This window comes from Massilia sp. NBRC 108631 (assembly GCF_059704565.1).
Window position 1 is genome coordinate 37,918 of the sequence record NZ_BAAKJE010000040.1, and the last position, 24,298, is coordinate 62,215.

The 24,298-nt window shown below is 67.5% G+C and carries 21 protein-coding genes; 8 read left to right on the top strand and 13 right to left on the bottom strand.

Going from position 1 to position 24,298, the window contains the following annotated elements:
* Genes AC6H42_RS04240 through AC6H42_RS04265 form a run of 6 tightly spaced genes read right to left on the bottom strand, consistent with a single transcriptional unit; the run spans position 1 to position 7,171 of the window.
* Entirely contained in the window at positions 1–531 is a 531-nt protein-coding gene (locus AC6H42_RS04240) for a response regulator (RefSeq protein WP_057155767.1), read from the bottom strand.
* 9 nt (positions 532–540) lie between these two features.
* Entirely contained in the window at positions 541–1,908 is a 1,368-nt protein-coding gene (gene nosR, locus AC6H42_RS04245; RefSeq protein ID WP_229418192.1) for a response regulator c-di-GMP phosphodiesterase, NosR family, read from the bottom strand.
* A complete protein-coding gene (locus tag AC6H42_RS04250) occupies positions 1,905–3,413 on the bottom strand; it encodes a PAS domain-containing sensor histidine kinase (RefSeq protein ID WP_082551848.1) in 1,509 nt (502 codons plus the stop codon). Before AC6H42_RS04250 ends, nosR begins: the two co-directional genes overlap by 4 nt.
* 22 nt (positions 3,414–3,435) lie before the next feature.
* Positions 3,436–4,272 carry an HDOD domain-containing protein gene (locus AC6H42_RS04255; RefSeq protein ID WP_057155765.1) on the bottom strand — a complete coding sequence of 279 codons (837 nt, stop codon included), beginning with the start codon at positions 4,270–4,272 and terminating at the stop codon, positions 3,436–3,438.
* A gap of 2 nt (positions 4,273–4,274) precedes the next feature.
* Positions 4,275–4,610, bottom strand: a complete 336-nt coding sequence (locus AC6H42_RS04260; protein ID WP_057155764.1) for a hypothetical protein — start codon at positions 4,608–4,610, stop codon at positions 4,275–4,277.
* On the bottom strand, positions 4,607–7,171 hold the full coding sequence (locus tag AC6H42_RS04265) for an EAL domain-containing protein (protein WP_497547476.1): 2,565 nt from the start codon (positions 7,169–7,171) through the stop codon (positions 4,607–4,609). Before AC6H42_RS04265 ends, AC6H42_RS04260 begins: the two co-directional genes overlap by 4 nt.
* A gap of 333 nt (positions 7,172–7,504) precedes the next feature.
* On the opposite strand from AC6H42_RS04265, the gene AC6H42_RS04270 reads away from it, so the two are divergent.
* Positions 7,505–7,864, top strand: coding sequence for a hypothetical protein (locus AC6H42_RS04270; protein ID WP_057155763.1), 360 nt, complete (start codon positions 7,505–7,507; stop codon positions 7,862–7,864).
* On the opposite strand, the gene AC6H42_RS04275 is transcribed toward AC6H42_RS04270, so the two are convergent.
* The 6 genes from AC6H42_RS04275 to AC6H42_RS04300 form a co-directional block, all read right to left on the bottom strand.
* Complete coding sequence (locus AC6H42_RS04275) at positions 7,861–8,742, bottom strand: universal stress protein (protein WP_057155762.1); 882 nt, start codon at positions 8,740–8,742, stop codon at positions 7,861–7,863. The genes AC6H42_RS04270 and AC6H42_RS04275 overlap by 4 nt on opposite strands.
* Before the next feature lie 53 nt (positions 8,743–8,795).
* Positions 8,796–9,284: a hypothetical protein gene (locus AC6H42_RS04280; RefSeq protein WP_057155761.1), complete on the bottom strand. Its 489-nt coding sequence runs from the start codon at positions 9,282–9,284 to the stop codon at positions 8,796–8,798.
* A gap of 10 nt (positions 9,285–9,294) precedes the next feature.
* Positions 9,295–10,179 carry a hypothetical protein gene (locus tag AC6H42_RS04285; RefSeq protein WP_200953972.1) on the bottom strand — a complete coding sequence of 295 codons (885 nt, stop codon included), beginning with the start codon at positions 10,177–10,179 and terminating at the stop codon, positions 9,295–9,297.
* Positions 10,180–10,239: 60 nt separating this feature from the next.
* Positions 10,240–11,031 (bottom strand): 2-oxo-tetronate isomerase, encoded by a 792-nt coding sequence (gene otnI, locus AC6H42_RS04290; protein ID WP_057155760.1) that lies wholly within the window; start codon positions 11,029–11,031, stop codon positions 10,240–10,242.
* 99 nt (positions 11,032–11,130) lie between these two features.
* The gene (locus AC6H42_RS04295; protein ID WP_057155759.1) at positions 11,131–12,549 is read right to left on the bottom strand and encodes a DEAD/DEAH box helicase; all 1,419 of its coding nucleotides are present in this window, start codon (positions 12,547–12,549) and stop codon (positions 11,131–11,133) included.
* Positions 12,550–12,776: 227 nt separating this feature from the next.
* Entirely contained in the window at positions 12,777–13,559 is a 783-nt protein-coding gene (locus AC6H42_RS04300) for an inositol monophosphatase family protein (protein ID WP_497547485.1), read from the bottom strand.
* 180 nt (positions 13,560–13,739) lie between these two features.
* Here AC6H42_RS04300 and AC6H42_RS04305 point away from each other — a divergent pair, with 180 nt between their 5' ends.
* Entirely contained in the window at positions 13,740–14,558 is an 819-nt protein-coding gene (locus AC6H42_RS04305) for an RNA methyltransferase (protein ID WP_497547477.1), read from the top strand.
* Positions 14,559–14,560: 2 nt separating this feature from the next.
* Here AC6H42_RS04305 and AC6H42_RS04310 read toward each other — a convergent pair whose 3' ends face one another.
* Positions 14,561–15,256 (bottom strand): DUF8198 family protein, encoded by a 696-nt coding sequence (locus AC6H42_RS04310; RefSeq protein WP_057155757.1) that lies wholly within the window; start codon positions 15,254–15,256, stop codon positions 14,561–14,563.
* A gap of 103 nt (positions 15,257–15,359) precedes the next feature.
* On the opposite strand from AC6H42_RS04310, the gene AC6H42_RS04315 reads away from it, so the two are divergent.
* The 6 genes from AC6H42_RS04315 to AC6H42_RS04340 all read left to right on the top strand — a co-directional run bounded on the left by AC6H42_RS04315 (position 15,360) and on the right by AC6H42_RS04340 (position 24,289).
* Complete coding sequence (locus AC6H42_RS04315; RefSeq protein ID WP_057155756.1) at positions 15,360–15,881, top strand: hypothetical protein; 522 nt, start codon at positions 15,360–15,362, stop codon at positions 15,879–15,881.
* Complete coding sequence (locus AC6H42_RS04320) at positions 15,878–17,560, top strand: GMC family oxidoreductase (RefSeq protein ID WP_497547478.1); 1,683 nt, start codon at positions 15,878–15,880, stop codon at positions 17,558–17,560. The genes AC6H42_RS04315 and AC6H42_RS04320 overlap by 4 nt, the downstream gene beginning before the upstream one ends.
* Before the next feature lies 1 nt (position 17,561).
* Positions 17,562–18,512 carry an alpha/beta hydrolase gene (locus tag AC6H42_RS04325; RefSeq protein ID WP_497547479.1) on the top strand — a complete coding sequence of 317 codons (951 nt, stop codon included), beginning with the start codon at positions 17,562–17,564 and terminating at the stop codon, positions 18,510–18,512.
* Between the two features lie 145 nt (positions 18,513–18,657).
* Positions 18,658–19,803, top strand: coding sequence for a PAS domain-containing sensor histidine kinase (locus AC6H42_RS04330; RefSeq protein WP_497547480.1), 1,146 nt, complete (start codon positions 18,658–18,660; stop codon positions 19,801–19,803).
* 27 nt (positions 19,804–19,830) lie between these two features.
* A complete protein-coding gene (locus AC6H42_RS04335; RefSeq protein WP_497547481.1) occupies positions 19,831–23,463 on the top strand; it encodes an EAL domain-containing protein in 3,633 nt (1,210 codons plus the stop codon).
* Positions 23,405–24,289, top strand: a complete 885-nt coding sequence (locus AC6H42_RS04340; protein ID WP_157200947.1) for a substrate-binding periplasmic protein — start codon at positions 23,405–23,407, stop codon at positions 24,287–24,289. Before AC6H42_RS04335 ends, AC6H42_RS04340 begins: the two co-directional genes overlap by 59 nt.
* Positions 24,290–24,298: the final 9 nt, after the last annotated feature.

A 24,298-nucleotide genomic window follows, 5' to 3' on the forward strand; every position in this document is an offset into this window, starting at 1 on the left:
CTACAGGATAATCGAGCCGTCCGGCGCCCGGTTCACCTTCAGGATGCCGGGTTCCTCCGCCTCCAGACGCTGCGCTTCCAGTTCCTGCGGCGTGAGCTGGGAGGCGTCCCGGGCCGGCTGGGCCCGCGACGCGGCCTGGTCGGCCAGCAGACGGTCGCGCATGGCCAGCGCTTCGCCGATATTGTCCTGCAGGTCGGCCAGCTGCCAGGGCTTGGGGATGAAACGGAACACGTGCGCCTCGTTGATGGCGCTGATGGCCGTCTCGAACTCGGTGGAGGCCGTCAGCATCATGCGCACCGTGTTGGGCGCGACATCCTTGAGCGCCTGCAGAAAGGCCACGCCGCTCATTTGCGGCATGTGGTAGTCCGAGATCGCCACGTCGAAGTCGCACACGCACACGCGCTGCAGCGCCTCGAAGGGATTGGTGAAGATTTCCGTCTGCAGATCGAGGTGCTTCAGCTGCGCACGCATCGAGCGCTGCAGCGCCATCAGCACGTTCATTTCATCGTCCAGCAGCAGGATGCGTCGCATGGTTTCCTCCTATTTCCCTTTGAACGGCCGCACCCGTATCGACAAGCGCCCCTCGCTCTTCGCTTCGAAGTCCTGCACCTGCTGGATCATGCGCGCGTCCAGCACGTGGTCGGCCGCCAGCAGCATCAGGCCGTCGCGGCTGACCAGGTCGCGCGCCAGCACCATGCCGGGCACCAGTTCGCCGGACAGCATTTCCACCCCGTTGGCCTCGTCGCCGGCGCCGCCGTCGACCACCTGGCGGAAGGCGTTCACCACGTTGGGGTCGTAGCGCTTGCCGCTGGCGTTGACGATCAGCGACTTGGCCTCGTCGGCGCGCAGGTGGCGCTGCACCATGGCGCCCTGCTGCAGGTTGTAATAGTCCACCGCCAGCGCCAGGATGCGCGCGCCCAGCGGGATGGCCAGGCCGGCCAGGCCGTCCGGGAAGCCGTTGCCGTCGAAGCGCTCCAGCTGGGCGCGCAGGATGGCGGCGCTGCCGCGCAAATCCTCCAGCGGCATCAGGAGCTGCTCGGCGCGCACCGGATGCTTGCGGAACAGGCCCAGCTCCTCGCCGTGCAGCATGGTCAGCGGCGTGGCCAGCATGGCGTCGCTGTAGCCGATCTTGCCCAGGTCGTGCAGCAGGCCGGCCACGAAGATGTCCTGGATCTCCCTGGCGTCCAGCTTGAGCTTGGCGGCCATCTTGCGCGCCAGGTCGGCCACCTGGCGCGCGTGGCCCGACAGCGCGCCGCCGCGCATTTCCAGCATGCTGGAGATGACCTTGATGGTGGTGACGAAATTCTGCTTGAGCTTGTCGTTCGCGGCCACCGCCGCGTCGCGCGACAGCTTCAGCTGCAGCGTGCGCGCCTCGACCTTGGCTTCCAGGCTCTGGTTGAGCGACTTCAGTTCCTCGTTCTGGCGCAGCGTGAGCGCCTCCAGGCGCTGCTTTTCCTGCTCCAGCGCGCGCCGCTCGAGCGCGTGGCGCACCACCAGCAGCATGTCGTTGTCGTCCCAGGGCTTGGTGATGTAGCGGTAGATCTCGCCGCAGTTGATCGCGTCCTGGATGGACTGGATGTCGGAGTAGCCGGTCAGCAGCAGGCGCACGGTGTCGGGCCAGCGGTCCTTCACTTGCGCCAGGAAGCGCGCGCCGTCCATTTCCGGCATGCGCATGTCCGAGATGACCAGGTCGACTTTTTCCGTTGCCAGCACGTCCAGGCCCAGCGCGCCGCTTTCGGCCAGCAGCACGCGATAGCCCTTGGCGCGGAACAGGCGCCGCAGCGAGGCCAGGATGTTGGGTTCGTCGTCCACGCACAGCAGGGTGGCCGCCGCGGCGGGCGCCGGCGGCATGGCGGGCGCGGTTGCCGCGTCTGCTGCAGTGTCGGCGGGTTTGATGGCTGAGTTCATGCTGGCCCTGGTCCTTGCTCCGGTGCTGGCCCGGGCTGCGCTTCTTCATGGCGCACCGGCAGCAGCACGCGAAACGTGGTGCCGGCGCCGACGGTGGAGTGCACCGTGATGCTGCCGTTGTGCTTGCGTACGATGCCGTAGGCCATGGACAGGCCGAGGCCGGTGCCCTTGCCGATCGGCTTGGTGGTGAAGAAGGGATCGAAGATGCGCGACAGGTTGTCCGGCGCGATGCCGCCGCCGGTGTCCCGCACTTCCAGCCACACCTGTTCGCCCGCGTCGTCGGCGCCGGTGCGCACCGTGATGGTGCCGCGCTCGGCGCCGATGGCGTGCGCCGCGTTTACCACCAGGTTCATCACCACCTGGTTGAGCTGCAGCGGCAGGCACTGGATGTCGGGGATATCGCCGTACTGCTTGACCACGTCGGCCTTGTACTTGACTTCGTTGCTGACGATGTTGAGCGTGGAATCGATGCCCTGGTGCAGATTGGCCCACACCCATTCCTGGTTGGCGTCGACCCGCGAGAAGTCCTTCAAGTCCTGCACGATGTGGCGCACGCGCACGATGCCTTCCTTCGACTCGTTCATCAGCGAGGGGATGTCCTCGCGCAGGAAGTCCAGGTCCAGTTCCTCGCGCATGGCGCGCAGCCGTTCGGCCACGGCCGCGTCGGCCACGTGCGGCTCGGCGTCGCGGTAGGCTTGCAGCGCGTCGAACAGGCTGCCCAGGTAGCTTTGCAGGGTGCCGAAGTTGGAGAAGATGTAGCCGATCGGGTTGTTGATCTCGTGCGCCACGCCGGCGGCCAGCTGGCCGATCGAGGCCAGCTTCTCGGACTGCAGCAGCTGCTGCTGGGTCATGCCCAGCTGTTCGTTCAGCGCGGTCAGCTCGATGTTGCGGCGGCGCAGTTCGGCGTCGGCCAGCTCGCGCTGGCGGATGTCGTCCTCCAGCCGCTGGTTGGCCTCGGCCAGCTGGGCGGTGCGTTTTTCCACCAGGTGTTCCAGGTTGTCGTGCGCCTTGCGCAGCGCGTTCTCGGCCACCCGCCTTTCGGTCACGTCGCGCAGGGTCTGGATCGCGCCCGCGACCCGGCCGCCCGCGTCGCGCAGCGGCGCGGCCGTGAAGTGCAGCCAGTGGCCGCTGGCGCCGATATTGGGGAAGAAGTCCTCGTCCTCGTAGGCGCCCGGGATCAGCGCCGAGCGCTTGTGCTTTTCGCGGTAGTACTCGCTGGCGGCCGGGTCCACGCCGGACACGATCAGGTCGGCCAGCAGCGCGCGCTGTTTGGGGTAGAACGCTTGCCAGTGGTTTTGCGTGCCCACCATTTCCGCCGTGCTCCAGCCCAGCAGGTGTTCGCAGGCCTTGTTCCAGTGGGTGATGGTGTGCGTGGTGTCGATCACGAAGGTGGCCACCGGATGGCCGTCCAGGAAGGCCGACAGGTCGAAGGCGGGCACCGTGTCGGCGGCCCGGGCCGCAGGGGCGGCGGACGTGGCGGCGGTGCTGGCGTGGCTGGGGAACATGGCGGCTCCGTTCGGTTGACCGTCAGCTGACCAGGATCTGGCTCAGGTCGTGGAAGGTGCGCTCGGACTCGGCCAGCACTTCCATGCAGACCTGGTCGCTGAGCGCGGCCGCGCGCCAGGCTTGCCAGCCCAGTGCCGGCACCAGTTCGTCGCTGCGGCCGGAAAATTCCAGTCCGTGCGAGAAGGCGTCGGCCAGGTGCACCGCCAGGGCCAGCGACGGCGCATCCAGTCCTTCCGCGTCATGGTGGCTGGCGACGGCGTGCTGTATCTGATGCGGAAACTGCCAGCGCGCGGCCAGCGCGCCGCCGATGCCGGCGTGGTCGAAGCCGAACACGGCGCGCTCGGCATCGGCCTGGTAGCAATCGTGCTCGCGGCGGTAGGCTTCCATCTGTGCGTATTCCTCCGGGTAGCGGGTGGCCAGCACCAGCGTGCCGAGGTCGTGCAGCAGGCCGGCGATGAAGGCGGTGTCCGGGTTCTGGCGCAGCGGCCGCGCCAGCGCGCGGGCGCAGGCGGCCGTGCCCACCGAATGGCGCCAGAATGCCGGCAGGTCGAAACTGCTGCCGGCCGCGCTGCGGAAGCTGCCGGTGATCGAGCACGCCGTCACCAGGGTGCGGATGTTGTGCACGCCCAGCACCGCCACTGCCTGCTGGATGGTGGTCACGCGCGAGGGCATGCCGTAGAACGAGGAATTGGCCAGCCGTAAGGTCTTGGCCGACAGCGACTGGTCCAGCGCGAGCTTGCCGGCCAGCACCTGCATGTCCAGCCCTTCCTGGCCCACGCAGGCCAGCAGTTCACCCACCACGGCAGGCAGCGAGGGCAAGTCTTGCACACGGCGGGCGACGTCTTCCATGGTCGGCATGATCAGCTCCGGCTGCGGTAATCGGCGAGCAGGCGCAGCAGCTCTCCGGTGGCTTCCGCCTGCGCGCTGTGGCGGAACAGGTGCTGCAGGCGCTGCAGGGCTTGCTGGCGGCGCGCGGCGGCCTGTTCGGCCGTTTCCGGCGCGGGCGGCACCAGCACGCTGCAGCTGGCCACGCCGCGCCGGCGCAGCGAGTTCAGGCTGCTGTCGCTGAGCACGGCGCCCGGCGGCAGCAGCACGGCGCCGTGCGCGTCCAGCAAGGCTTCGGCCAGCACCATGCCGGCGCTGGCATCGTCCAGGTCGACTACGGTGCTGACACCGTTGGTGCTGGCACTGCTCATGCTGCCTCCTCTTTGCGGCTCAGTGTGATCAGGCTGCCGCGCGAGGTGGAACTGGCGCCCATCGGGTAGACGTCGACCGCGAAGCGCACGCCGTCGATGTCGGCCTCGTGCGTGCCGGGCGCCCGGCGGCTGCCGGACGCCATGGCCTCGAAGCCGTCCCCGGCCGGGAACAGTTCCGGCAGCACCACGCAGGCCTCGTTGCCGAGCAGGGCGCCGCCGCCCCGGAACAAATGGTCGGCGGCTGCGTTGATGAAGGCGATCATGCCCAGGTCGTCCATGCCGATGACCGGCAGCGGCAGGTGCTGCAGCAGTTCGCGCGCCACGTTCAGGCTGATCTCGTCGCGGCTGATCTGCTGCTGCTTCTGGCGCAGCACGTCCTCCAGGCGGCGGTTGGCCGAGGCCAGCTCGTGGTTGACGGTGCGCAGTTCCAGGTTCAGGCGCTCGTTCTCGTCGGCGATTTCCTTGAGCCGGAATGCCTCGGCGATGTGGCCGCGCAACTGCTCGTCTTCCCACGGCTTGGTGAGGAATTTGTAGATCGCGCCCTCGTTGACGGCGTCCGTCACCGACTGCAGTTCGGTATAGCCCGACAGCATGATGCGCAGCGTGTCCGGATACAGTTCCTTGGCCTTGCGCAGGAAGTCCGCGCCCAGCATGCCCGGCATGCGCTGGTCCGACACGATCACGTCCACCGCGTGCCGTGCCAGCACGTCCAGGCCCTCCTGGCCGCTGTTGGCGGTGTGGATCTGGTATTCGTCGCGGCGCAGCAGGCGCTTCAGTGACGAGACGATGTTCTGCTCGTCGTCCACCAGCAGCAAGGTGCGCTGCTGCTTCTGCACCCGCAGCAGGTGCGGCGACAGGCGGCGGTCCTCGCGCAGCAGCGTCTGCACCTCGTCCGGCGTGAGCGGGGCGGCGAAGAAATAGCCCTGGATCAGGTCGCAGCTGTGGCGGCGCAGGAAGTCGCACTGCGCCTCGCTTTCCACGCCCTCGGCCACCACCTGCATGCCCAGCAGGTGGGCCATGGAGATGATGGTCTTGGACAGCGCCGCGTCGCCGCTGTCGGTGACGATGTCGCGGATGAAGGCGCAGTCGATCTTGACGGCGTCGAAGGCATAGCGCTTCAGGTTGCTCAGCGAGGAGTAGCCGGTGCCGAAGTCGTCCAGCACCAGCGCCACGCCCAGCGTCTTGAGCGGCTCCAGCAATTGCAGCTGGTCGGCGCCGGCGGCGGTCTCCTGCGGCAGCGCCGCCTCGGTGATTTCCAGCGCCAGGGCCGACGGCGGCAGGCCAAACGCGTCCAGCGCGGCGGCCACCTGGGCTGCAAACTGGCGGTCGCGGCACTGTTTGGGCGAGACGTTGACGGCCACCCGCACCGGCGCCAGGCCGGCGTCGCGCCAGGCGCGCAGATCGTGGCAGGCGCGCCGCAGCACCCAGGCGCCGATGGCGCCGATCAGGCCGGCCTCTTCGGCCACCGGCACGAAACGCTGCGCCGGAATCAGGCCCAGCACCGGATGTTGCCAGCGCACCAGCGCCTCCAGGCTGGCCACCGCGCCGCTGCGCAGGTCGGCCAGCGGCTGGTAGCGCAGCTGCAGCTCCTCGCGGAACACCGCCAGCCGCAGCGCGGCCTCCATGCCGATGCGCTCCAGCGTGCGGTGATTCATTTCCGAGGCGAAGAACTGGTAGTGCGCGCCGCCCAGTTCGCGCGCGCGAGTCAGCGCCATGTCGGCGTAGCGCAGCAGGGTGGCGCCGTCGCGCCCGTCCTGCGGGCTGAGCACGATGCCGATGCTGGCGCTGGCATGCACCTGCTGGCCTTGCAGCGTGAAGGCAGGCGCCAGTGCCGCGAAGATGGTCTCGCACACCGAGATGGCGTCCGACGGGCTGGCCACGTCGCCCAGGATGACGACGAACTCGTTGCCGCCCAGCAGGGCTACCGTGTCGTCGCTGCGCACGCTGGCGCGCAGCCGTTCGGCGGCCCCGGCCAGCAGCTGGTCGCCGCCGGCGTGGCCCAGGCTTTCATTGATGAAGGCGTAGTTGTCGATGCCGATGCACAGCAGGGCCAGCTGGCCGCCGTGGCGCTGCGCCTGCAGCAGTGCCTGCTGCAAGCGGTCGATGAACAGGTGGCGGTTGGGCAGCCCGGTGACCCTGTCGTGCGTGCTGTGGAAGGCCAGCCGCTGCTCGCGCTCTTTCAGCTCGGTGATGTCGGTGACGATGCCGATGTAGTGCGCCAGTTCGCCGTGCTGGTCCGGCACCGGCGACAGGAACAGGTCGTTCCAGAATGGCGTGCCGTCCTTGCGCTGGCTGCGCAGCACCATGCGCGCGTCCTCGCCGCCGGCCATGGCGCGGCGCAGCGCCGGCAGCGCGGCGGCGGCCTGTTCGCCGTCCGTGTCCTGCAGGAACAGGCAGTCGCGTCCCAGCAGCTCGTCCTGGCCGTAGCCGGTGATACGGCAGAACGCGGGGTTGGCGTAGATGATGGGGCAGGAAGGCTGGCGCGCGTCGGCGATCAGCACGCCGTTCGAACTGGCGGCCAGAGCGCGGGCGGACAACTGCGGCATGGCATCCAATTCCATCGGGCTTTTCCTATGGGTGGGCAGCGGACAGGGACAGCAATTGATTTTTATTATACGGCCGGCACGGCGCTCTGTGCGCGCCCGCACGGAAGCGGAACGGCCCGGCGGGCAATCTCGGCAGCGGTACAGGCTTGGTGTTGCAGTCCAACAACCGGCGCAAGAATTCATTTGACGCGCTGGTGGCAGCTTATATAGTTGCTACAATAAAAATACCGATACATGATCTGAAAAGCGTCCTCAAGCCCCATGCTAGACATGGATCATGGCAAAGTTGCCCGAGCCGGTACATTATTCGCCAGAAGAATGCTAACGAGTTGAGAAGGGGGAACGTCAATGACACAGGCATGGGTAGTGTTGACACGCCCGGACGGACGCGACGTGGCCGCGCCGACCGAATCCCAGCTGGCTGCGGCGCTGGCGGAAATCTACAGCGGCGCCGCGCACGGCCCGGATGGCGGTCCCGGCACGGCGGTGCTGCGCTTCGGCTACGACGACGGCCTGATGTACGAGGTGGAGGTGGCCAGCGGCGGCGACATCTGTTTTGCCGAATGGTCCGACCGCGACTGCGAGATCGCCCTGGCCAGCCCGCGCCGCATGGCCGGCGCGCCGCAGGCCGACGCGCTGCAGCTGTGGAAGTGGCTGGCGCAGCGCCAGGTGGCCAAGATCCGCGACCAGTCCTGGTCGGAAGGCTAGTGCGCCATCAGCACCGGCACCGTCATGCTCTCGAGCACGGTGCGGGTGACGCCGCCCAGCAGCGTTTCGCGGAAGCGCGAGTGGCCGTAGGCGCCCAGCACCAGCAGGTCGCAGTTTTGCTCGGCCACCAGCGACAGCAGCGCTTCGCCGGTGCCGGTGGGCCGCTTCAGCAGGCCGGCGCGCGGCGACTGGCGCAGCAGCACGTCCGCCTCGATGCCGTGGCGCGCCAGGTATTGCAGCAACTCCGCGCCGGGCGCGTCGCCATGCAGCGCGCGCTGGTTGTCCGCATCGAACACGGCGACATGCACGCGCTCGGCGCGCCGCAGCAGCGGCAGCGCCTCGTGCACCGCGCGCGCCGCTTCCCTGCTGGCGTTCCAGGCCAGCATGACGCGCCGCGCCGGACCGCCCTGCGCCGACGCGGGCAGCGGCAGCCCGGCGTACGGCACCACCAGTACCGGGCGGCCGGAATGGGTCAGCACCTGGGCCGGAAAGTCGCTGCCGGCCGAGGTTGACACGTGTTCCGGGTCGGCCTGGCCGATCACCACCAGGTCGGCATGGCGCGCCATCACGCTCAGGCCTGCGCCCGGGTCGTCGTCCACCACGCGCTGCGCGAAGTCCTGCAGGCCGAGGCGCTGGACCAGCGGGCCGAACTGCTCCAGCGCGCGGTTGGCGCGTTCCCTGAGGAAATTGAGGTGCAGGGCCAGGTTGGGGTCCTGCTCGTCGACGATGGCGTTCTGGTACAGCGCGCGGGCGATGCCGGTCATGGCCACGCCCAGCAGGTGGCCATCGTCCTGCAGCGCCAGTTCGACCGCCAGCCGGATGCGTTCGGCCACGCGCGGGGCTTCGTCCACGTGCACCAGGATGCTTTTGTAAGACATGCTGCGCTCCTTGAGGAGAGGGGGCATGTCTTTGATTATAGGCCGCCGCGGCGCTAGCCGGCGCTGCCTTCGGTGCGCTCCCCCGCGCCGCTTTCCTTGAGCTGCGCGTAGTGCTCCTTGATGCTGTCGGCGACGGCGGGCACATGTTCGGGCTTGCCGGCCGCGATGGCGGCGGCCAGGCCCAGCATGTCGGCCGTGATGCCGATCACGTCCTTCAGCCGGCTGGCGTGGCGGATGCGGCGCTGCGCCACTGCCACCAGATCCAGCAGCACGCGCTGCGGTTCGCCCAGGCCGGCCGCCGCCAGCACGGCGGCGTCCACGTACAGGCGGTTGGCGCGCTGGCGCAGCGCGACCTCGTTGTCGAACAGCGCCTGCGCCGCGCCCTGCGAGATGCCTTGCTCCAGGCTGACGCTGGCGGGCGCCGCGCCGCCTGGCGGCTTATCGCGGATCGCCTTCATGATGCGCCGGTGCAGCGCGTCGGCGCAGGCCGACAGCGCGTCGGCCAGGGCTTCGACATCGGCGGCGGTGATGGACCGGGTCATGGCGTTCTCCTCATTCGGTGACAGGGGCGGCGCCGGCCACGGCCGCGGCGCTGGCGCGCAGGGCGTCTCGGCTTGCGGCCAGGGTGCTGCGCGCGGCCGGATCGTCCGGCCGCGCCATGTGCGCCGCCAGCGCCAGATGGGCCGCCGCGATGGCCGCCACATGCTTGGCCGCCAGCGTGTGGCGCAGGCCGGCCAGGCGGTATTCGTTGCGCTTGGCCTGCCGGTGCGACTTGGCCAGCGCCGCCAGCAGCCGGTCGCGCGGTGTGTCGGCGAACGGGATCTCCACCTCCAGCATGCCCAGCACGGTGTCGCGTTCGTTGTCGCTGCTTTTGCTGTAGTAGCGCAGCAGGTTCTGCATCGCCTCCAGCAGGGCCTGCAGTTCCTGGTCGCCGTCGCGCACCATGGCTTGCACGGCGCGCTCCTGGTAAGGCTGGCTGGCCGCGCGCGCCAGCAATTGCGCCAGGCCGCTGTAGGCGTTCACGTGGCGGTCGGTCAGGCCGGTTTCCGGCCAGGCCTTGATGCTGCTGCCCATGGCCTTGAGCGGCTGCTTCAAGTCGAACGTGTCGCCGCCGGCCAGCCTGCCCAGGGCCTGCATATAAAGCGCAACTGCCTCGTGGATGGCCATCAGGTCCGGATAAGCCGCGCGCCGGCGTGCGTCGGCCAGGCGCTCGCGCTGCTCGGCGGCCGGCGACAGGTAGGGTTGCTGGCGGATATAGGTGTCGCGGAAGCGCTGGGTCAGGTCGGCGTAGCCGCCCAGTTTGGCGGACTCGGCGGCAAATTCCCGCGCCTCGTCCAGGCGCGGATTGCTGGCGCAGCCGCCCAGCATCAGCAGCAGGACCAGCAACAGCAGGCACGGGGTGGCCGGCGCGATGGCCGGCAGGCGGGGCGGTTTCATCGGTCCTCTCCCAGGCAGGAAAGGATCTATATTGCTCCCTGCAAAGATTTGGACCTTGCGCTAGCGCAAACCGGAATCAGCCAGGCGCGCCAGCCAGCCCAGGCCGTCTGTGGTGGCCGCCAGCGGATTGTATTCGCAGCCCACCCAGCCCTCGTAGCCCAGCTCGTCGAGCAGCTTGAACAGGAAGGCATAGTTGATCTCGCCGGTGCCCGGCTCGTGGCGGCCGGGGGTGTCGGCCAATTGCATGTGGCCGATTTGCGGCAGGCAGGCGCGGATGGTGTTGGCCAGTTCGCCCTCCATGCGCTGCATATGGTAGATGTCGTATTGCAGGAAAATATTCGGCCGCGCGCAGGCGGCGATGATGTCCAGCGCCTGCCGGCTGTGGTTCAGGAAATAGCCGGGGATATCGTAGGTGTTGATGGGCTCGATCAGCACCTGGATGCCGTGTTCGTGGCAGCGCTCGGCAGCGTACTGCAGGTTGCTCACCAGCGTTTCGCGGGCGCGCTCGGGCGCCAGGCCGCCGGGCAAGATGCCGGCCATGCAGTGCAGCCTGGTCACGCCCAGTTCGGTGGCGAAATCGATGGCTTGCTGCACGCCGTCGCGGAACTCGTCGGCGCGGCGCGGATCGCAAGCCATGCCGCGGTCGCCGGCCGCCCAGTCGCCGGGCGGCATGTTGTGCAGCACCAGCTGCAGCTGGTTGCGGTGCAGGCGCTGGTTCAGCTGGTCCGGGTCGTAGGCATAGGGAAACAGGAACTCCACCGCATCGAAGCCAGCCTGGCGCGCCGCAGCGAAGCGGTCCAGGAACGGCAGTTCGGTAAACAGCATGGACAGGTTGGCGGCAAACTTCGGCATGACGGGTTGAAAAAGCAAAAAGGGGTCAGGGTTAGTTAAGTATATAACTTAATTAACCCTGACCCCATTTTGCCTCCCGGCATGCCGGGAGCAGGGCGCTTAGCGGCCGCGGCCGCCGGAGCGGTGCGGAGGCGCGGCGCGCGGGGCGCTGCGGCCGCCGCCCGGGGCTGCCGGAGCACGGCCGCCGCCGGCGTTGCCGCCACCGCCGCCGCCAGTGCCGCCGGCGCTGCGCGGTTTGCCTGCGCCGCCGGCGCTGGCGCCCGTGGCCGGCTTGCTGCGGCCATTGCCGCCGCCGCCCTGGCGGGGCGCGTTGCGATGGTGGCCGGCGCCGCTGCGCAGCTGGATGGGCTGGGCACGCGCGGTCGGGTCCGGCTCAAAGCCTGGGATCACTTCACGCGGCAGCGTCTGCTTGATGAGCTTTTCGATGTCTTTCAGCATGATGTGTTCGTCCACGCACACCAGCGATACCGCTTCGCCGGTGGCGCCGGCGCGGCCGGTCCGGCCAATGCGGTGCACATAGTCTTCCGGCACGTTCGGCAGGTCGTAGTTCACCACGTGCGGCAGCTGGTCGATATCGATGCCGCGCGCGGCGATGTCGGTGGCCACCAGCACTTGCAGCGTGCCATCCTTGAACTCGGCCAGCGCGCGGGTGCGCGCAGCCTGGCTCTTGTTGCCGTGGATGGCCATGGCGCCGATACCGTCGTTGCCCAGCTGCTCCACCAGCTTGTTGGCGCCATGCTTGGTGCGCGTAAACACCAGCACCTGCGTCCACTTGTGGGTGCGGATCAGGTAGGACAGCATCGGGTGCTTCTTGTCGCGGTCGACCGGGTAGATCTTTTGCGCGATCACTTCCACGGTGGAGTTGCGGCGCGCCACTTCGATGGTGGCCGGGCTGTCCAGCAGGTTGTCGGCCAGGGCCTTGATCTCGTCCGAGAAGGTGGCCGAGAACAGCAGGTTCTGGCGCTTCGGCGGCAGCGCGGCCAGCACTTTCTTGATGTCGCGGATGAAGCCCATGTCCAGCATGCGGTCGGCTTCGTCCAGGATCAGGATCTCGACCTTGCTCAGGTCGATGGTCTTTTGCATCATATGGTCCAGCAGGCGGCCCGGGGTGGCGACCAGGATGTCGACACCATGCTTGAGCTGCTTGATCTGCGGATTGATGCTGACGCCGCCGAAAATGACGGCGGAGTTCAGGTTGGTGTACTTGCCGTACACGCGCACGCTTTCCTCGACCTGGGCCGCCAGTTCGCGGGTCGGGGTCAGGATCAAGGCCCGGATCGGGCGCGCGGCGGTGCGGTTGCTCTGCTTGGCGCCGTTGGCGTCGGTGGACAGGCGGTGCAGGATGGGCAGGGTGAAGCCGGCGGTCTTGCCGGTGCCGGTCTGGGCGCCGGCCAGCAGGTCGCCGCCGTTCAGTACAGCCGGAATCGCTTGGGTCTGGATAGGCGTCGGCGTGGTGTAACCGGTTTCGGCGACAGCGCGGACGATGGCGTCAGACAGACCAAGGGTAGAAAATGACATGATGACTTTTAGTTAAGATCGGCTCGTCGCCTTTTGGGCGCCAGTCAGAGGCAATCAATTTTTACTCGGGGTGGCGGCCATGGACTGGTCGAGGTGCCGCTTTGCCGAGTATAACAGCTAGTTGTCGTTCAAGTTGCGGCAAGGAAATGAAAAAGGGGCCGCAGCCCCTTTTATTTTGTAACAAAGTTACTTAAATTGTGACTTTATCAATCAAAGTCGTGCAAACCTCAGGCAAATTCCGCCAACAGGCCGATCATCTGGCCGAACACCTTCGGGCTGCCGGCGATGACGTTGCCCTTGTGCAGGTAGTCCGACTCGCCGTTGAACTCGGCGATGATGCCGCCCGCTTCCGACACCAGCAGCGCGCCGGCGGCGATGTCCCAAGGCTTCAGGCCTTTTTCGTAGAAGCCGTCCAGGCGGCCGCAGGCCACATAGGCCAGGTCCAGCGCGGCCGAGCCGGCGCGGCGCACGCCATGGCTGCGTTCGGCCATGATGCCGTACATTTTCAGGTATTCAGTCAGCGCGGCAGGGTTGCCGGCCTGGTAGCCGGTGCCCAGCAGGGCTTTGGCGATACGGTCCAGCTTGCCCACCCGGATGCGCTTGTCGTTCAGGAAGGCGCCGGAACCCTTTTCAGCGGTAAACAGGTCGTTGCGCACCGGGTCGTAGACCAGGGCCAGCGTGATGACGCCGCGGTGCTGCAGGGCCATGGAAATGGCGTACTGCGGGAAGCCATGGATGAAATTGGTGGTGCCGTCGAGCGGATCGATGATCCACAGGTACTCAGTCTCGTCGTTCACATTGGCCGAGGCGCCGGATTCTTCGCACAGGAAGCCATGCTCGGGGTAGGCTTTGCTCAGTACCTCGATGATGGCCTGCTCGGCAGCGGTATCGACATCGGTGACGAAGTCGTTGTGTTGCTTCTCATTGACGATGACACGGTCAAGGTCGAAACTGGCGCGGTTGATGACGGCGGCGCCGCGGCGGGCGGCTTTGATAGCCGTATTGAGCATTGGGTGCATGGTAGCTTCCGTGAAAAAAACGCTGCTGCCCGCCGGGCGCGTTGCATCTCGGCAGGGTGGCGTATAGCAATGTGAAAAAGCGATTGTGAGAAAGAGCGGTGCGGGAACGGGTTGGAATGGTTAGAATGCCACCGAAATCCATCTCGAACGCGCGTAATGGCGCTATTTTAAATGATGCAGCCTCAAAATACAGCGACTCTTTTTCACCGCCTGCGAATAATTCTGGTCGAAACTAGTCGTCCTGGCAACATTGGCTCGGTGGCGCGCGCCATGAAAACCATGGGTTTTGCCGAGCTCGTGCTCGTGACGCCGCGCTTCGAAGGCATGCTGGAGCACGAGGAGGCGGTGGCGTTCGCCAGTGGCGCGCAGGACATCCTGGCGTCGGCGCGCATCGTTGGCAGCATGGCCGAGGCGCTGCAAGGCATCAACTTCGCGGCCGCCGTGTCGGCCCGGCTGCGTGAGTATTCGCCGCCGGTGCTGGCGCCGCGCCAGTTCGCCGAACACGCGGCCGCTGCCCCGGAGCTGCATGCGGCGCTGATTTTCGGCAACGAGCGCTTCGGCTTGCCGAACGACATCGTGGAGAAGTGCAACGCACTGATTAATATCCCGGCCAACCCGGATTACTCGTCGCTGAACCTGGCGCAGGCTGCCCAGGTGCTGGTGTACGAGTGCAGGATGGCGGCGCTGGCGGCCATCACCGAGGCCGCCGCGCCGGCCGAGCCGGCCATCGGCTTCCAGGGCGAGGCGGCCAGCCTGGCGCAGATCGACGGCATGTATGCGCACCTGGAGCAGGCGCTGGTGGCGCTAGGCTTCCTGGACGCGAACAACCCGCGCAAGCTGATGCCGCGCCTGAAGCGCATGTTTTCCCGCACCCAGCTGGAAACCGAGGAAGTGAACATTTTGCGTGGCATTGCGCGCAAGATAGCCGACAAATGCGCCGACAAATGCGCCGACAAATGCGCCGACAAACCAGCCGACCAGCCCAGGTAAGTTCAGATATCGAACGGCGCCGCGTGGCCGCCGTACAGCCGTTCCATGATGGCGCGCTCGCGCCCGGTGACGGCGGCGACGAATTCGCGCGGCCGTTTCATGCGCTTGAAGGCTGAGAATCCCCGCTCCAGGAATTGCTGCAGGCTGCCGAGGCCGGCCAGCCGGGCCGGGCCGCGCATCAGCATCAGGGTGCCGCTCAGCATCGGCACCCGCACCAGCTGGCTCAGCGAATCGCCCAGCGCCTGTACCAGGTCCAGCTGGCGTTCGCGGTCGGCGCGCGTGAGGGCCAGGCGGTAGGCGGCGATATAAGCGGCGTCGCTGAACTGTGGGCCCAGCAGGCGGGCCATGGCCGTGTCCAGCCGTTCAGCCAGCGCGTCCAGCTGCATCGCCTCGGTGATGGTTTGCAGCGCGTCGGCCGGCAGCACGCGCTGCATGGTGGGCGCGATGCGTTCCAGGTCGGTGTCGCGCTGGCTCAGGTCGTGGGTGCCGTACAGCTCTTCCAGGAAAAACTCGGCGGCCTGGCGGGTGTCGGGGGCGGCCAACAGGTCGGCATGGGTGCGCGCCAGGCGCGCGGCCTGGAAGGTTTTCAGTGCCAGCCGCGCCGATTGCAGGGCCGGATCGCGCCCGGCCGCCTGGCGTTCCAGCCGGGCGGCGCGCAATTGCAGTTCCAGCGCACTCGTGATGGGTTCATTCTTCATGGTGATTTTTTACCAGAAGCAAATAGATGCGTGGCTCTATTTTTGCACGCGGAACGCGCGGATCTTTGGCGTACACTGCAAAAAACACTGGAATATCAGAGACATGCTGAACCGCAGAACCTTTTTGAAAACCGGCGTGCTGGGCGCGCTGGCGCTGGCCGCGGGCGGTGCGCTGTACCGCACCGTACAGGGCGCCGCACCGCTGCAGCGCTACGTGCTGAACGGCGAGGCGCGCGCCGTGCTGGTGGCGATTATTCCGGCCATCGTCGGCCCCATGCTGCCGCCGGGCGAGGCCGCGCGCAATGCCGCCGTTGCCCGCACCACCGATGGCGTGCAGCAAGCCGTCGCCAGCCTGCCCCTGAGCACGCAGAAGGAAGTGCAGGACCTGTTTGGCCTGCTGGCGCTGGCGCCCGCGCGCCGCCTGTTGGCGGGCGTGCCGGCCTGGAGCGAAACCACGCCCGCGCAGGCCGCCGCCTTCCTGCAGGACTGGCGCCTGCACCGGCTGCAGATGCTCCAGACCGCCTACCACGCGCTGCATGACCTGGTGCTGGGCGCATGGTATGCCGATCCCGCCAGCTGGGCCGCCATGGGCTATCCGGGCCCGATCAAGGAGCTGAGCCGATGAACGCCGGCCAAAACGCACACCCGAATGTGATTCCCGACCCGATCCGGGCCGGTCTGGCCTCCGGCTGGAAAGTGATCGATGGCGCCGCGCTGGACGGCGACCGCACGCTGGAGGCCGACGTGGTGGTGATCGGCAGCGGCGCCGGCGGCGGCGTGACGGCCGAGCTGCTGGCGCTGGCGGGCCTGAGCGTGCTGATCCTGGAAGAGGGCGCGCTCAAGTCGTCCAGCGATTTCAAGATGCGCGAAGCGGACGCCTATCCCACGCTGTACCAGGAGGCCGGCGCCCGCAAGACGCGCGACAAGGGCATCAATATCCTGCAGGGCCGCACGGTGGGCGGGTCCACCACGGTGAACTGGACCTCCAGCTTCCGCACGCCGCCGTCCACGCTGGCCTACTGGCAGCGCCATTTCGGCCTGGCCGGCTACACGCCGGAAGCGATGGCGCCGTGGTTTGCCATGATGGAGCGGCGCCTGCACATCGGCCCCTGGGAGGTGCCGCCCAACGAGAACAACGACCTGCTGCGGCGCGGGGCGGACAAGCTGGGTATCCCCACCGCGTCGATCCGGCGCAACGTGAACGGCTGCTGGAACCTCGGCTATTGCGGCATGGGCTGCCCGACCAACGCCAAGCAATCGATGCTGGTAACCACCATTCCATCCGCGCTGGACCTGGGCGCCAGCTTGCTGACGCGGGTGCGCGCCGAGCAGCTGGTGTTCCGCAATGGGGCGGTGGACCACCTGCTGGCCAGCGCGCTCACGGCGGATGGCCTGGCGCCCAGCGGCAAGCAGGTGACGGTCAAGGCGCGCCACTATGTGGTGGCGGGCGGCGCCATCAACTCGCCGGGCCTGCTGCTGCGCTCGGGCGCGCCCGATCCGCACGGCCTGCTGGGCAAACGCACCTTCTTGCATCCGACCATTATCTCGTCCGGCGTGTTCGAGCAGCGCGTGGACGGCTACGCGGGCGCGCCGCAATCGATCTACTCGGACCATTTCCTGGAGACGCAGGCCATCGACGGCGCCATGGGCTACAAGCTGGAGGCGCCGCCGCTGCACCCGCTGCTGCTGTCGACCACCATGGCCGGCTTCGGCGAGGAGCACGCGGCCATGATGCGCCAGTTCCCGCACGTACAGGGCTTGCTGGCCCTGCTGCGCGACGGCTTCCATGCAGAGGCGCCGGGCGGCAGCGTGGCGCTGGATCAGCACGGCGCGCCGGTGCTGGATTACCGCCTCACGCCCTACGTGTGGGACGGCGCCCGCCGCGCGCTGCTGTCCATGGCCGAAATCCAGTTTGCGGCCGGAGCGCGCAGCGTGCTGCCGGTGCACGAGCTGGCGCGCAGCTACACCAGCTGGCAGCAGGCGCGCGAGGCGATCAACGGGCTGCCGTTCAAGAATTTGCTGATGCGGGTGGTGTCGGCGCACGTGATGGGCGGCTGCGGCATGGCGGCCGACGCGCGCCATGGCGTGGTGGACGGCAACGGGCGCTACCACGGCGTGGCCAACCTGTCGGTGCACGACGGCTCGCTGTTCCCGACCTCGATCGGCGCCAATCCGCAATTGTCGATCTATGGCATCGCCGCGCGCCTGGCCAGCGGCCTGGCCGAGCAGCTGACCGGCAAGCCTGCGCCCGGCTTTGCCGGCGCCGGCACCCCCATGCCCCTGGTGCCGGCCGCGCGAGGCTGACATGGCACGCCGCCTCATGCTCGCCATCCTGCTGCTGCAGCTGTGCTTCGGCCTGGTTATGGCGGCGCTGGCGGTGTATCTGGGGCGGCAGCTGGGCTGGGCCGGCCCTGGCTGGCCGGCGGCGCTAACGCTGGGCCTGGTTAGCGTGATACTGGTCCGTATGGTAATTTCTGGTAACAATTTTCGCATGGCGCGCCGCGCCGGTGGGCCGGTCGCGGCGCCGTACGCGCTGGCGCCGGCAGGTTTCGCGCGCATGTTTGCGCGCGAATTTGCCTCCTCCATGACAATACAGACATGGACCATGTTGCGTCCGCGCACCACGTTGCATATTGCGGAGGGCAACGCCGGGCCGCCGGTGCTGCTGCTGCACGGCTACGCCTGCAACGGCGCCTATTGGAGCAGCCTTGCGGCGCGCCTGCGCCGGGCCGGCGTCAGTTATATGACAGTGGACCTGGAACCGCTAGGTGCGGGTATCGACCACTACGCGCCGCAGATCGACGCCGCCCTGCAGCAGCTGTGCGTCGCCGCCGGCCAGCGGCAGGCGGTGGTGGTGGGCCACAGCATGGGCGGCCTGGCCGCGCGCGCCCACCTGCGCGCGTACGGCAGTGCGCGCGTGGCGCGCGTGATCACGCTCGGCACGCCGCACCACGGAACCGCGCTGGCAGGCTTCGGCCCCGGCCTGAACGCGCGCCAGATGCACCGCAATTCGGACTGGCTGGCGGCGCTGGCCGCCTCCGAGACCCCGGCAGTGCGCGCGCTGATCGTGTCGTTGTGGTCACACCACGACAATATCGTGGCGCCGCAGGACTCGGCCCGGCTGCCGGGCGCGCGCAACGTGGAATTGGGCGGCATCGGCCACGTGGCGATCGGTTCCCACCCTGCGGCCCTGCGCTTTGTGCTGGACGAAGTTGCCAGTTTGTCGCGTGATTGTGTTAATTTGGAAACAAAATAGACAGCCCGGCTCGCCTTAGGTAGACTGCATTGAGAAGCGGCAATTCATAGCGTGGCCACCGGTCCGGCTTGTGTGACTATTGGTGAGAATCCGCGCGTGCGGTTGCTGTATGGTGATGCATGCATGCCCAGCACAAGGCAAAACGATGCCAACTGACTTCGCCAAGCTGATCCTGGAGGAATTGCCCGAGGCCGTCGTCGTGACGAGGCCGGGCGGGGAGATACTATGCTGGACGCGCCGCGCGCAGGCCATGTTCGGCTACACCCAGGCGGACGCTCTGGGCCGGCGGCTGGACCAGCTGGTGCTGGCGCCCGGGCAGGAGGACGATGGCCACGCCATCGAGCAGCACATCATCGAACACGGCGACGCGCGCTATGAGGCGCTGTGGCGGCACCGGGACGGCACGCCGCTGCCGGTGGAGTGCGCCGCCAAAACCATCACGGCCGACGGCCGCACGCTGTTGCTGTGCACCGTGCGCTGCCAGTGCGACCGCCAGCGCCATCGCCCGGACCTGGCGCTGCAGGAACAGAACCTCGCGCTGGCAAGCGAACTGAACGATGCGCACCGCGCCACCGACCTGTTCTTAGCCAGCATGTCGCACGAGCTGCGCACGCCGCTTCATGCCATCATCGGCTTCGCCGGCACCATGCTGATGCGCCTGCCAGGCCCGCTGACCCAAGAACAGGAGCACCAGCTGCGCACAGTGCAGGCCAGCGCGCGCCAGCTGCTGGCGCAGATTAACGATTTGATTGACCTGAGCAAGATCGCTTCGGTTAAAGTGGAGTTGAAGCTGGAGCCGCTGGAGTGCCACGCCGTAATCGCGGAGCTACTTCCAGTATTCCAGCCGCAAGCGCATCAGAAGGGTCTGCAGTTCGATTTCAACGCGCCGCACGACGATGTCAATGTGCACTGCGACCGGCGCGCCATGCAGCAGATCGTGAGCAAGCTGGTTAACAACGCCATCAAGTTTACCGACAGCGGCGCGGTGCGCATCGAACTCGACACGGCCGACGTCGACGGGCGCGCGTGCGCCACGGTCAGCGTGAGCGATACCGGGGTCGGTCTCGCGCCGGAACTGCAGCGCATGCTGTCGCGGGCCTTTCGCCCGCTGGACGGCGACGCCGGCGGCGCCGGGCGGTTCGAATGCACCGGCCTGGGCTTGCAGGTGAGCTTGCAGCTGGCGCAGTTATTGAACGGGCAGATCAGTGTGGCCAGCAGGCCGGGGCGCGGCAGCATATTTACGCTTGCCGTGCCGCTGGAAGCGGCGCACGATGCCATAGAGAGAACATGAAAGCATGACTTTACCGGGAGCGCAAACGTGTCCGCACGCATCCTTATCATAGAAGACAATCCGACCAATATGGAGTTGATGGTGTACCTGCTCAACGCCTTCGGCTATACGCCGCTGATGGCGCATGACGGGGAAGAGGGCGTGGCCACCGCACGGCGCGAGCTGCCCGACCTGATCATCTGCGACGTGCACCTGCCCAAGCTGGACGGCTACGGCGTGGTGGCGCAGCTCAAGCAGGACCCGGCGCTGCGCCCCATCCCGGCGCTGGCGGTGACGGCGCTGGCCATGGTGGGCGACCGCGAACGCCTGCTGGCGGCCGGCTTCGACGGCTACATCGGCAAACCCATCGAACCGGACACCTTCGTCACCCAGATCGAGTCTTTCTTGCCGGGGGAGGCGTCGCCCCCGGCTAAAAACGACGTCGCCACGATCCTGATCGTGGACGATCATGTGCTCAACCGCGAGTTCCTGATGACCTTGCTGGGCTACGGCGGCCACCGGCTGCTGGAAGCGTCCAACGGCGCCGAAGGCCTGAAGATGGTCAGCGCCGAGCGGCCCGACCTGGTTATTTCGGACATCCTGATGCCGAATATGGACGGCTACGAGTTCGTTACCCGCATGCACAGCAACCCGGACACCGCGCACGTGCCCATCATTTTCTACACCGCCACCTACCGGGAGCGCGAAGCCATGGCGGTGGCCGAGGCCTGCGGCGTGCGCTGGGTGCTGCCCAAGCCGTCGGACCCGGACGTGATCCTGCGCACGGTGCGCGAAGCGCTGGGCGTCACGCCCGACGAGGAGGACAGCGTGCCGCAGTTCGCGCCCGAGCCGCCCAGCGGCGGGCGCTTCCTGGACATCGACCACAAGGTGGCCGAATACCTGGGCGAGCTCGAATCGAGCAGCGCCCTCATTTCGCAGCTGGCCAGCACCGGCGACGGGCGGGACACCGGCGCCGAGCATCTGACGTCGATGACCGAGCGCCTGTCGCGCTCCCTGTCCAGCCTGCAGGCGGTGAGCCTGCGGCTGACTGCGCTGATCGAGCTGGGCATCGAGCTGGGCGCCGAGCGCGATCCGCAGGCGCTGATCGAAGCGGGTTGCCGCGTGGCGCAGAACATTTGCGTGTCCAAGTACGCCTGCATCGGCGTGCTCGAATCGGGCGCGCAGGAACTGAGCCACTTTGCCGCCTGCGGCGTGGGGCAGCAGGCGCGCCTGATCTCAAGCACGCCGCGCGCCGGGGTACTGGGCGGGCTGCTGGAACAGCGCCAGCCGGTGCGCATCGACGCACTGCCGGGCGACCCGGCCGCCATCGGCCTGCCGGACAGCCATCCGCCGGTGCATTCCTTCCTCGGCGTGCCGATCGCCTCGCGCGAGCGTACCCACGGCTGGCTGTACCTGGTGGACAAGCTGGGCGCGGCCAGCTTCAGCGAAGTGGACGAGCGCGTGGCCGCCACGGTGGCCGCGCAGATCTCGGTGGCCTACGAAAACCTGCTGCTGTACGACGAGATCCGCCGCCACCACGCCCAGCTGCAGCTGGACATGAACGCCCGCATCCGCCTCGACGAGGACCTGCGCCGCTTCCGCCTGGCGATGGACGCCACCGCCGACGCCATCTTCCTGGTCGACCGCGCTGGCATGTGCTTCGTGGACGTGAACGCGACCGCCTGCCGCATGCTGGGTTATTTGCGCGAGGATTTCCTGAAGGTGGGGCCGAACAAATCCATCGACGGCGACCTGCGCCGCCTGGAGGACTTGTACGACAAGCTGCTGGCCGGCGACCAGAGCGGCGCCATAGCCGAGCTGCTGTTGCAGCGCAAGGACGGCTCGCCGCTGTCGGTGGAAGTGCAGCGCCGCACGCTGCGCTCGGGCCAGAACTGGATCCTGGTGGCGGTGGCGCGCGATATCACCGAGCGCAAGGAAGCCGAGCAGCGCCTGCTCAAACTGGCCCACTTCGACACCCTGACCGGCCTGCCCAACCGCAGCCAGTTCTACGACTCGCTGACCCATTCGCTGCAGCAGGCGGCCGAGCACAAATGGGCGCTGGCGGTGCTGTTCCTGGACATGGACCGCTTCAAGAACATCAACGACACGCTGGGCCACACCATCGGCGACGAACTGCTGCGCCAGTTCTCCAGCCGCCTGGTCGATTGCCTGCGCGTGCGCGACACCATCGGCCGCTTCGGCGGCGACGAATTCGCCGCCATCCTGATGCTGCCGGAAGGGGCGCAGAACGCCATCGCGGTGGTGGACAAGATCCGCGAGGCGATGCGCAAGCCGTTCGACCTGAAAGGCCACGAGGTGACGGTGACGGCCAGTATCGGCATCTCCGTGTTCCCGGACGACGGCAGCGACGCCGACACGCTGATCCAGTACGCCGACACCGCCATGTACCGCGCCAAGGAAGCCGGGCGCGACGCCTTCCGCTTCTTTACCGCCGAGATGAACGCGCAGTCGCTGGCGCGGCTGGACCTGGAAAACGCGCTGCGGCGCGCCATCGACAACAACGAGTTTGTGCTGTACTACCAACCCAAGATCGACATCAGCAGCGGCCGCCTGAGCGGGGCCGAAGCGCTGATACGCTGGAAGCGGCCCGGCCACGGCATGGTGTCGCCCGCGCTGTTCATCCCCATCCTGGAGGAAACCGGCTTGATTGTGCGGGTCGGCAACTGGGTGCTGAACGAGGCCTGCCGCAAGATCGCCGAGTGGGGCAAGACCCGCATCGGCGCGGTGCACCTGTCGGTCAACGTGTCGGGCATCCAGTTCTTCGTCGGCGGCCTGGAGGAGGAGGTCATGCGCGCCATCAAGCAGCACGACATCGCGCCCGAACTGCTGGAACTGGAGCTGACCGAAAGCTCGCTGATGTCGAACGCCGAGGAAACCATCACGGTGCTGCAGAACCTGAAAAAGCTCGGCATCCAGATTTCCATCGATGACTTCGGCACCGGCTATTCGTCGCTGGCCTACCTGAAGCGCTTCCCGATCGACAAGCTGAAGATCGACATCGCCTTCGTGCGCGAAGTGACCAGCAACCCGGACGACGCGGCCATCGTGCTGGCCATCATCAACATGGCGCACAGCCTGAAGCTGCAGGTGATCGCCGAAGGCGTGGAGCGCGACGCGCAGCTGGCTTATCTGCGGCGCCACAACTGCGACGAAATGCAGGGCTACTACTTCAGCCGCCCGCTGCCGGAGGACGAGTTCGAGGCCATGCTGAGTGAGGGCAAATACCTGCAGGCGCCGGTGGACGAAAACCAGGTCGACCAGCAAACCCTGCTGATTGTCGACGACGACGCCTTCATGCTCGACGTGCTGAGCGACTTCCTGTCGCAGGACGGCTACCGCATCCTCACCGCGCAGACGGCGGCCGAAGGGTTCGACGTGCTGGCGCGGCACCAGGTGCAGGTCATCCTGTGCGATCAATGCATGCCGTTGATGAGCGGCACCGAATTCATGGAGCGGGTCAAGAACCTGGCGCCGGACACCTTCCGCATCATGCTGTCGGCCTACGCCGACCTGACGCCCATCATGGCAGCCATCAACCACGGCGCCATCGACCGCTTCTACACCAAGCCATGGAAGGGTGCGGTGCTGCGGGAGAACATTCGTGAAGGATTCCGCCTGCACAGCCAGCTGCATGGGCAGCAGCCCGTCCAAGCGGCATAGCGTGGCCGCCGGCCGGCTCCGGCGCGCGGCGCGCGCCTTGCTGGTGCTGGCCAGCGCTGGCGCGGCGCTTGCCGCATGGCCCGGGCGCGCCTGCGCGCAGGCAGGCGGTGCTGTGCCGCTGCGCATTTACAGCATCGACAGCAAGCCGGTCGGCTTCATGGACCGGGGCCGTCCGGCCGGCTTTGCGGTCGACCTGGCGCAGCAGATCCAGCAGCGCATCGGCCGGCGCGATGCGGTCCAGATCATTCCCTGGGCGCGCGCCAACACCATTGCCATGAATGAAGCCAATGTACTGCTGCTGACTGTTGCGCGCACGCCCGAGCGCGAGCGGCGGCTGGTGTTCGTGGGGCCGGTGTTCGTTGCGCATGTGTCCGTGTTTGCCTTGAAGGGGCGGGGCGCCGAGCTGCGCGCGCTGGGCGACGGCATCTACAAGCTGCGCGGCGGTGCGCGGCGCGGCAGCATTTTCGCGCAGCGGGCGCGCGACTTCGGCTACAGCATTACCGATGAGCCGGTCAGTTCCGAAGTGGCCGCTCGCATGTTGATGAGCAAGCGCTTCGAACTGTGGTTCGACGGCGAGGAGCTGGTGGGCCCGGCATTGGAGAAGGCCGGCTACGCGCGCGACGATGCGGAACTGGTGAAGCAGCTCAGCGTGGACGACGTCTACTTCGGCTTTTCCAAGGGTACGCCGCCGGATACCGTGCGCGCCTGGGACGCGGCGCTGCGCGACATGAAGCGCGACGGCGCGTTTTTGCGGCTGCACCAGTACTGGCTACCGCCGTCCTCGCTGCCGCCGGACTTGCGCGTGCACGGAAAAAGCACGCCCTGATCGCCTCTG